We start from the raw sequence: 8894 nt of genomic DNA on the forward strand, positions 1-8894 counted from the left end.
GATCTAATATATAAAATAATAACATGTATTACATGTTTTTTCCTGCGGGATATGAATATTAATTCTTCTCAATGCTAATACGCTTCCGAATCTATGTAAAAAGTATACTGATAACCAATTTACAATAAGGAAGGAGCCCTTCGCAAGTTTGAAGGGCTCAAATTTGTCAGGCAATAGATTTTTTTCGAAGCATTTCATTCCACTGTTTTAAAAGCTTCTTTCTCAGCTTCTTTAACATAGTGGATCAACTCCTTACTTTCTATTTTAAACGATCCTTGTCCAAAGTAAAGGCAGCAGGGACGTTTTAAACAGATTTTTGTAATAAATGTGGCTGCTTTTGATACTGTTCAGCCCTTTGGCAGGCTGAACAAGCTTGTCTTTTTTTAGTCTGCGATCCTTCGCGGGTAAGGGTATTCCGCTTTTCTTAATATTATATGGTAAAATAGATAAATCTATCGTGGGTAAAAATGGAAATCGGCATTGTTTATAGTAACGAAATTGACTTTTTCACTTTATGGGTTTAGTGTTTTATTACGATAAACTATGAAATAACAGCCAGTTGAATAACGTTTGAAAGGAAGTTTGTTTTATATGAAAAAGATTGTTTTCTTTGATATAGATGGAACCTTATTGGATCACGAAAAAAATTTGCCGGACAGTACGAAAGAGGCAATTGACAAGCTGAAAAAGAATGGGACTTTTGTGGCGATTGCTACCGGCAGAGCGCCTTTCATGTATGAGAACTTGCGCAGCGAGCTTGATATTGATTCATTTGTCAGCTTTAACGGCCAATATGTCGTATTTGAAAACGAGCCCATATACCGCAATCCACTTAAAACAGCTGAAATTGAAAAGCTATACCGGCATGCACAGTCAAACGGACATCCGTTAGTGTTTATGAATGAGAAAACAATGAAAGCTTCGGTAACCCATCATCCATTTATTGAGGAAAGCATGGGGAGCTTAAAGTTCCCGCACCCAGAGGAAGACCAGGAGTTTTACAGCGGCAGGGAATTATATCAATCACTGCTCTTCTGCGAGGAAAAGGATGAGGAAAAGTATATTTCTTCATCTGTATATCCTGATTTTGGCTTTATCAGATGGCATCCATATTCCGTTGATGTTTTGCCTGCTGGCGGATCCAAAGCTGAAGGGATAAAGCAAATGATAAAAAGGCTTGGGTTTGACTTGAAGGATGTATATGCCTTTGGAGATGGGCTCAATGATATAGAGATGCTGAATGCTGTCGGAACGGGGATAGCAATGGGCAACGCAGATGAAGTGGTTAAGAAGGCAGCAGACCATGTAACTTCAGGAGTGGACCAGGAAGGAATCTGGAAGGGATTAAAGGAACTTCAATTAATATAGCAGCGCAAAAAGCCTCCAATTCAATAGCTGGAGGCTTTTTTTGTTATGCTGAGAATGCTTTTGCTTTCTATCGTTCTATAGCAATGGCATTTTCAATTGGCTGAAACGGATTTTGTTTGTTGATGTGATCGTAAAACATGATTCCGTTCAGATGGTCAATTTCGTGCTGAAACACAATGGCAGGCAGCCCTTTTAACTTGAGTTTTATTTCATTGCCTTCCAGGTCTGTTCCTTTAACAGTCACTTTTGCATATCGGGGCACAAAACCGGGTATGGATTCATCAACAGACAGACAGCCTTCTCCTGCAGCCAGATAAGAACGCTGCACAGAATGGCTGATGATCTTAGGGTTGAAGAATGCATAACTGAACAGCTCTCCGTTATAGGTTACATGAACAGCGATCATCCTCTTGGAAACATTAATTTGAGGAGCAGCTAATCCAATGCCTGCCCTTAAGCCATATTTTGCAGCAAGCTCAGGATCCTGGCTGTTTTTTACGTATTCCATCATTTCCCGCAGGATTCGTTTTTCTTCTGCAGATGGAGGCATGTTTACTTCCGCAGCAAATTTCCTTAAAGTTGGGTGGCCGTCGCGTATAATATCTTTCATGCTCAGCATGATTATCACTCCCGCTATGTAATAAAGAATAAAAAAATGGCTAAATTATTGGCAAGAAGACCATATTGGAAAGCCAAAAATACGCCTGGTATTAATTTTATATTATTATATTCAGTCTATCAGAGCGGTGCAAAAAAGTTAATAAGAGAAGGCGCCTTTGGCACCTTCTCAAGTAATTAAAACTTCCAGCAAGCGCAGCCAACTATGATTAAGAGAATGAATAATACTACAATTAACGCAAAACCGCTGCCGCAGCCGGCACCTGCTGCTGGATAACCGCATCCATAACCGTATCCGCCATATCCGTACATGAAGGATAACCTCCCTAAAGTAAGATTATCGTCCATCTTTTTGACTTGCCGCATCGGACGATTAATATAGCCTATGTTTTAAATGATGAACGGTGTAGGCCTTTGCCCAAGTCATAAAGGAAAAATGAAATGAATAGATTTTAAATAAACTTCTAACAAGGACAACCTGTGAACTGTTATGAAAAGTGTCAAACCAAAGGGCTATTGTCAAACAGGGCAGGTACCTTTATAGTTAAAAATGTTATAAGTAAGGAGGTTTCAACGTGTCAATTTTGAACAAAAGCAGACTTCTGCTTGTTTTTATAATTGTGGCTATCTTCCTCTCAGGCTGTATGAACAAGCCAAAACCAGAGGAAAAAATTTATGATATTCTGGAAAATGTAGTTGCGAAAGAAAAGGATTTTGAAAAGCAGCAGGAACCGCTCGTGAAGCTGGAGAAAAGAGAAAAGGAATTATACGATAAAATTATCAACCTTGGAATGAAGGATTTCGAGGAAATAAAAAAGCTGTCTGACGAGGCTTCAACCATTGTGGAGAAGCGGAAAAATCATATGGAGAAAGAGCAGAAAAGCATACAGGCTTCAAAAAAGGAATTTGAATCATTATCTCCGATCATAGAGGAGATAGAGAGTCAAAAATTGAAAGCTAAAGCTAAAAAACTGTACGAAATTATGATGGACAGGTATAAAATACATGACACTCTTTATGAGGATTATTCCAAAGCGCTCCAATTAGATAAAGAACTATACGCGATGTTTAAAAAGGAAGACCTTACTCTCGAACAGCTGGAAAATCAAATTAGCGAAATAAATGAAATGTATGAAAAGATCCTGTCTTCAAATAAGCAGTTCAATGAAAAAACAAAAGACTATAATGAAGCAAAACTGGATTTCTATAAAGAAGCAGGGCTCGAAATAAATACAGACGAATAATATTTATGCCGGCATGTTAAATGCGCGGCTTTTTTTTGGGCTATTAATGCGCATGGAAACACCCGATCAGAATGAATCCGCTTTCATTTTTTATGCAGGCGTCTTTATTTTAAAATAATGACAGGTGAAGTTTCTTTACTATAACACATGAAAATATAATAGTTTTTTATAGTACAGCTAGGGCGTGAGCGTTAATACAGTTTTGGGGATTTGATATAGAATATAAAAAGCATGGTAACTGTGAAAAAACAAAAAGCAAGGTAATTGACGAAGGTCCTGAAGGTGTATTAAACTAAATCTCGTAAGTATTTCTGTATCAATTTTGTTGCAAAATAAACTAATACAGAATATGATAGTTAAAGATGAACAGAAAGACGTTTTTTTAGAAGTGATCTGTGGAACACTATTTATAAGTATGCATATGGCAGAAAAGAACGTTCTGCTATTTAGAGATGCTATTAAAAACATGCCGGAAAGAGTATCTTTTTTTGCTTTTTGAAAGAGTATCTAATATGGCTTCGTTTTGGGTAACCTAAATTTTGTGTATAAAAACTCTTAATTAACGTCTTTTTATGAAAGGAAAGGGTGACTGATATGGCTTCTAAAACAAAGAAGGCACAATTCGATGCGAAAAAACAGCTCGAAACAGTTGAAGAACAGTTCCAAACTCTACAAATTCTAAATGAAGAAGGCAAGGTTGTTAATGAATCAGCAATGCCTGACTTAAGCGATGAGCAGCTTCAGGAATTAATGCGCCGCATGGTGTACACTCGTATTCTTGATCAGCGTTCAATTTCACTTAACAGACAAGGTCGTTTGGGCTTCTATGCTCCAACTGCCGGACAGGAAGCTTCTCAGCTTGCATCTCAATTTGCACTCGAGAAGGAAGATTTCATTCTTCCGGGATATCGTGATGTGCCTCAAATCATTTGGCACGGCCTTCCTTTATACCAGGCTTTCCTATGGTCACGCGGTCACTTCGAGGGCGGAAATATCCCTGAAGGCGTAAATGTCATTTCACCACAGATTATCATTGGTGCACAATATATCCAGACTGCTGGGGTTGCCCTTGGCATGAAGAAGCGCGGCGAAAAGAAAGTTGCCATCACTTATACTGGCGACGGCGGTGCTTCACAAGGTGACTTCTATGAAGGCATCAACTTTGCAGGAGCATTCAAAGCACCTGCTATCTTTATCGTGCAAAATAACCGCTTTGCAATCTCTACTCCTGTTGAAAAACAATCAGCAGCTAAAACAATTGCACAAAAAGCAGTGGCAGCCGGTATTCCTGGAATTCAGGTTGATGGCATGGATCCGCTTGCAGTCTATGCTGCTGTTCGGGAAGCTCGTGAACGTGCAATTAATGGAGAAGGTCCTACATTGATCGAAACGCTGACTTACCGTTACGGACCACACACAATGGCTGGAGACGATCCAACTCGCTACCGTACTTCTGACCTTGATAATGAATGGGAAAAGAAAGATCCTCTTGTTCGCTTCCGCAAATTCCTTGAAGACAAAGGAATCTGGAACGAAGATATGGAAAACGAAGTCATTGAACAAGCAAAAGAAGATATTAAAGAAGCTATTAAAAAGGCTGATGATACACCTAAGCAAAAGGTAACTGACCTTATGAGCATCATGTATGAAGAAATGCCTTACAACCTAAAAGAACAGTATGAAATATACAAAGAAAAGGAGTCGAAGTAAGCCATGGCGCAAATGACAATGATTCAGGCAATTACTGATGCTCTTCGCACAGAATTGCGCAACGATCCGAATGTATTGGTATTCGGTGAAGATGTGGGCGTTAACGGCGGCGTTTTCCGTGCTACCGAAGGCCTTCAAAAAGAATTTGGCGAAGAGCGTGTATTTGATACACCGCTAGCTGAATCCGGAATCGGCGGTCTGGCAGTCGGTCTTGGTTTACAAGGCTTCCGTCCGGTACCTGAAATCCAATTCTTTGGATTCGTTTATGAAGTAATGGATTCTATTTCCGGTCAGCTGGCACGTATGCGTTACCGTTCCGGCGGAAGATATAATTCCCCGGTAACAATCCGTTCACCATTCGGGGGAGGGGTACATACTCCTGAAATGCACGCCGACAGCCTTGAAGGCTTAATGGCTCAGCAGCCTGGACTAAAGGTTGTTATCCCTTCAACTCCATATGATGCAAAGGGACTGCTTATCTCAGCTATTCGCGATAACGATCCTGTTATCTTCCTTGAGCATATGAAATTGTATCGTTCTTTTCGCCAGGAAGTACCTGAAGAGGAATATGCAATTCCGCTTGGCAAAGCAGAAGTTAAACGTGAAGGTTCTGACCTGACAATTGTAACTTACGGAGCAATGGTCCATGAATCTTTAAAAGCGGCTGAAGAGCTTGAAAAAGAAGGGAAATCTGCTGAAGTTATCGATTTGCGTACAGTGGCTCCTCTTGATATCGAGACAATTATTGCTTCTGTTGAAAAGACAGGGAGAGCGATTGTTGTTCAGGAAGCACAAAAGCAAGCCGGTATTGCAGCAAATGTCGTGGCAGAAATCAATGACCGTGCGATTCTAAGCCTGGAAGCACCAGTTCTGCGTGTAGCTGCACCAGATACTGTATTTGCTTTCCCGCAGGCTGAAACAGTTTGGCTTCCAAACTATAAAGATGTAATTGAAACAGCTAAAAAAGTACTAGAATTTTAATTGAATAACTAATGACACAAGGGGGAAAATATCCCCCTGACGTGTTTTACTAGAACGATTGAAATAATAGGAGGGTGAATTCCATTGGCATTCCAATTTAGATTGCCTGATATCGGTGAAGGTATCCATGAAGGTGAAATCGTCAAGTGGTTTGTAAAGCCGGGTGACGAAGTACAAGAAGATGACGTGCTTTGTGAGGTTCAAAATGATAAAGCGGTTGTAGAGATTCCTTCGCCAGTTAAAGGTAAAGTTGAAGAAATCCTTGTTGAAGAAGGTACAGTCGCAACTGTAGGTCAAGTTTTGATCACTTTTGATGCTCCAGGATATGAAGATCTTAAATTCAAGGGAGACCATGAAGATGAGGCTCCTAAAGAAGAAAAAACACAAGCGCAGGTACAGGCAACTGCTGAAGCTGGCCAGGATGTGAAGAAAGAGGAAGCTCCTGCACAGGAGACGCCAAAAGAAGGCGTAGTTATTTCTGATACAGATGTGGATCCTAACCGCCGTATTATTGCAATGCCTTCAGTCAGAAAGTACGCTCGTGACAAAGGTGTAGATATCCGCCAGGTAGCTGGAAGCGGCAAAAATGGACGCATTCAGAAAGATGACATTGATGCATTCCTAAATGGCGGTGCTCAAGCTAAGGAAGCGCCTGCTCAGGAAGCTGCGCCACAAGCAGAAGCGAAAGAAACTGCACAGGCAGCTGCACAGGCGATTCCTGCTGGACAATATCCGGAAACTCGCGAGAAAATGAGCGGAATCCGCAAGGCTATTGCAAAAGCTATGGTAAACTCTAAGCATACTGCTCCACACGTTACATTAATGGATGAAATTGATGTTACGAAACTTGTTGCACACCGCAAGAAGTTTAAAGAAGTTGCAGCGAATAAAGGAATTAAGCTTACATTCCTTCCTTATGTGGTAAAAGCATTAACAAGTGCATTGCGTGAATTCCCGGCACTAAACACTTCAATCGATGATGCAGCAGGTGAAATCATTCAAAAGCACTACTATAACATAGGTATTGCAGCAGACACTGAAAAAGGTCTTCTCGTGCCAGTTGTTAAGGATGCAGACCGCAAATCTACATTTGCCATTTCAAATGAAATCAATGAGCTGGCTGGTAAAGCGCGTGACGGCAAGCTTGCTCCAGACGAAATGAAGGGTGCTTCATGCACAATCACAAATATCGGTTCTGCGGGCGGACAGTGGTTCACTCCTGTCATCAATCACCCTGAAGTTGCCATTCTTGGTATTGGCCGCATTGCTGAAAAGCCGGTAGTGAAAGATGGAGAAATTGTGGCTGCTCCAGTATTGGCATTATCACTAAGCTTTGACCACAGAATTATTGATGGAGCAACTGCACAAAATGCATTGAATCACATCAAGCGTTTACTGAACGATCCAGAACTATTGTTAATGGAGGCGTAATTACAAATGGTAGTAGGAGATTTCCCAATCGAAACAGATACTATAGTCATCGGTGCGGGTCCAGGGGGATATGTTGCAGCGATTCGTGCAGCACAGCTTGGACAAAAAGTTACAATCGTAGAAAAAGCTAACATGGGCGGAGTTTGCTTAAACGTTGGATGTATTCCTTCAAAGGCTTTAATCGCAGCAGGCCACCGCTACGAAAATGCTAAGCACTCAGATGTTATGGGAATTACAGCTGAAAACGTAAAAGTGGACTTTTCAAAAGTTCAAGAATTTAAATCCGGTGTAGTCAAGAAGCTTACAGGCGGAGTTGAAGGTCTATTAAAGGGGAATAAAGTTGACATTGTACGCGGTGAAGCTTACTTTGTTGATGGTAATACCCTTCGTGTAATGGATGAAAATTCAGCACAAACTTATACGTTCAAAAATGCAATTATTGCAACAGGATCCCGTCCAATTGAATTGCCTGCGTTTAAATTCTCTAAACGTGTTCTTGATTCAACAGGCGCCCTTGCTCTTCAGGAAATTCCTGAGAAAATCGTCGTAATCGGCGGCGGTGTTATCGGAATCGAGCTTGGAGGAGCATATGCGAACTTTGGTTCACAAGTAACGATCCTTGAGGGTGCAGATGATATTCTAATCGGCTTTGAGAAGCAAATGTCAGCTCTTGTTAAACGCAACCTGAAGAAAAAAGGCGTTGAATTCATTACGAAGGCACTTGCTAAGGGTGTTGAAGAGAATGAAAATGGAGTTACGGTTAAGTTTGAAGAAAAAGGCGAAGAGAAGTCTCTAGATGCAGATTATGTATTTGTAATGGTCGGAAGACGTCCAAATACAGACGAACTTGGCTTGGAGCAAGCCGGTGTTAAGATGACTGACCGCGGTGTTATTGAAATTGATAAACAATGCCGTACTAGTGTGAGCAACATTTATGCGATCGGTGATATTGTTGCAGGTCCTCAATTAGCTCATAAAGCTTCTTACGAAGGCAAGATTGCCGCTGAAGCAATTGCAGGCCATAACGCAGAAATTGATTACTTGGCTATCCCTGCGGTTGTATTCTCTGAGCCTGAATTAGCTTCTGTAGGCTATACCGAGCAGCAGGCTAAAGAAGAAGGAATCGAAGTAACAGCAGCGAAGTTCCCATTTGCAGCCAATGGCCGTGCCCTTGCACTTGATTCCACTGATGGATTCTTAAAGCTTGTGACACGCAAAGAGGATGGACTTGTAATTGGTGCACAGATCGCGGGTGCAAGTGCATCTGATATGATTGCAGAGCTTGGATTGGCTATTGAAGCAGGCATGACTGCAGAAGATCTTGCGATGACTATTCACGCACATCCAACATTGGGTGAAATCACAATGGAAGCAGCAGAAGTTGCTATTGGAAGCCCAATCCACATTGTAAAATAATACAAAAAATCCTTCCCTGTCAGGGAAGGATTTTTTTTGGATGATTACGGATTTTCGTTTTCTTCATCCATTGCTTTGGCGAGCGGATTAATGATCTTATCTTTAGATACAGTGCCTTTTATTTCT

At 41.0% G+C, this 8894-nt stretch carries 8 protein-coding genes; 6 read left to right on the forward strand and 2 right to left on the reverse strand.

The genetic code is table 11. The annotated features are described in order from the left end of the window. Positions 1 to 591: 591 nt before the first annotated feature. Positions 592 to 1368 (forward strand): Cof-type HAD-IIB family hydrolase, encoded by a 777-nt coding sequence (locus BFI01S_RS19880; protein WP_061794150.1) that lies wholly within the window; start codon positions 592 to 594, stop codon positions 1366 to 1368. Positions 1369 to 1435: 67 nt separating this feature from the next. Here BFI01S_RS19880 and def read toward each other — a convergent pair whose 3' ends face one another. Both def and BFI01S_RS22700 read right to left on the reverse strand, forming a co-directional pair. Then, entirely contained in the window at positions 1436 to 1987 is a 552-nt protein-coding gene (def, locus tag BFI01S_RS19885; RefSeq protein WP_061794151.1) for a peptide deformylase, read from the reverse strand. Positions 1988 to 2163: 176 nt separating this feature from the next. Then, complete coding sequence (locus tag BFI01S_RS22700) at positions 2164 to 2298, reverse strand: YjcZ family sporulation protein (protein ID WP_082804570.1); 135 nt, start codon at positions 2296 to 2298, stop codon at positions 2164 to 2166. 263 nt (positions 2299 to 2561) lie between these two features. On the opposite strand from BFI01S_RS22700, the gene BFI01S_RS19890 reads away from it, so the two are divergent. The 5 genes from BFI01S_RS19890 to lpdA all read left to right on the forward strand — a co-directional run bounded on the left by BFI01S_RS19890 (position 2562) and on the right by lpdA (position 8768). Then, positions 2562 to 3230: a YkyA family protein gene (locus BFI01S_RS19890; RefSeq protein WP_061794152.1), complete on the forward strand. Its 669-nt coding sequence runs from the start codon at positions 2562 to 2564 to the stop codon at positions 3228 to 3230. A gap of 594 nt (positions 3231 to 3824) precedes the next feature. Further along, positions 3825 to 4940 carry a pyruvate dehydrogenase (acetyl-transferring) E1 component subunit alpha gene (pdhA, locus tag BFI01S_RS19895; RefSeq protein ID WP_061794153.1) on the forward strand — a complete coding sequence of 372 codons (1116 nt, stop codon included), beginning with the start codon at positions 3825 to 3827 and terminating at the stop codon, positions 4938 to 4940. Between the two features lie 3 nt (positions 4941 to 4943). After that, on the forward strand, positions 4944 to 5921 hold the full coding sequence (locus tag BFI01S_RS19900) for an alpha-ketoacid dehydrogenase subunit beta (RefSeq protein WP_061794154.1): 978 nt from the start codon (positions 4944 to 4946) through the stop codon (positions 5919 to 5921). An 84-nt stretch (positions 5922 to 6005) separates the two neighbouring features. After that, the gene (locus tag BFI01S_RS19905; protein ID WP_061794155.1) at positions 6006 to 7352 is read left to right on the forward strand and encodes a dihydrolipoamide acetyltransferase family protein; all 1347 of its coding nucleotides are present in this window, start codon (positions 6006 to 6008) and stop codon (positions 7350 to 7352) included. Between the two features lie 6 nt (positions 7353 to 7358). After that, positions 7359 to 8768, forward strand: a complete 1410-nt coding sequence (lpdA, locus tag BFI01S_RS19910) for a dihydrolipoyl dehydrogenase (RefSeq protein WP_061794156.1) — start codon at positions 7359 to 7361, stop codon at positions 8766 to 8768. Positions 8769 to 8894 lie beyond the last annotated feature (126 nt).

Source organism: Cytobacillus firmus NBRC 15306 (assembly GCF_001591465.1).
Lineage (GTDB): Bacteria > Bacillota > Bacilli > Bacillales > Cytobacillaceae > Cytobacillus > Cytobacillus firmus.

What these genes read in the sequence shown, in the direction of transcription:
- BFI01S_RS22700 (WP_082804570.1), bottom strand. Translation starts at nt 2,298, where the DNA reads ATGTACGGATATGGCGGATACGGTTATGGATGCGGTTATCCAGCAGCA.
- BFI01S_RS19900 (WP_061794154.1), top strand. Translation starts at nt 4,944, where the DNA reads ATGGCGCAAATGACAATGATTCAGGCAATTACTGATGCTCTTCGCACA.
- BFI01S_RS19880 (WP_061794150.1), top strand. Translation starts at nt 592, where the DNA reads ATGAAAAAGATTGTTTTCTTTGATATAGATGGAACCTTATTGGATCAC.
- pdhA (WP_061794153.1), top strand. Translation starts at nt 3,825, where the DNA reads ATGGCTTCTAAAACAAAGAAGGCACAATTCGATGCGAAAAAACAGCTC.
- lpdA (WP_061794156.1), top strand. Translation starts at nt 7,359, where the DNA reads ATGGTAGTAGGAGATTTCCCAATCGAAACAGATACTATAGTCATCGGT.
- def (WP_061794151.1), bottom strand. Translation starts at nt 1,987, where the DNA reads ATGCTGAGCATGAAAGATATTATACGCGACGGCCACCCAACTTTAAGG.